Origin of the sequence: Lyngbya aestuarii BL J, from assembly GCF_000478195.2 — a bacterium.
Taxonomy (GTDB): domain Bacteria; phylum Cyanobacteriota; class Cyanobacteriia; order Cyanobacteriales; family Microcoleaceae; genus Capilliphycus; species Capilliphycus aestuarii.
Window position 1 is genome coordinate 1 of the sequence record NZ_AUZM01000424.1, and the last position, 311, is coordinate 311.

General features: G+C 44.7%; 1 protein-coding gene. It reads right to left on the reverse strand.

The annotated features are described in order from the left end of the window. On the reverse strand, nucleotides 1-311 hold a 311-nt coding region (locus M595_RS28785; RefSeq protein ID WP_023070073.1), incomplete at both ends, for a class II glutamine amidotransferase domain-containing protein.

Here is a 311-nt window from a genome sequence, read left to right on the forward strand (position 1 = left end):
TGTAGAGACTTTCTCCCTCCATCTGGCTATCGGGTCGGGCAAAATAAATCATTTCAAACACACAAAGTTTGCGAGAGGGTTGGGATTGCCACTCAATAGACTGCAATCCATCTTCAGTGATCCAAACGATTTCACCCGGTTTAACTTCTCGTAAAAACTCGGCCCCGATAATATCTAACCCACAGGTTTCAGAAGCCAGAACATATCGAGTGGGATTGGTATCTAAAGTTCCAATAACTAAAGGACGAATACCATGAGGATCGCGTACACCCATTAATCCGGCCGGAGTCCCAATCGTCAAACTAAATGCA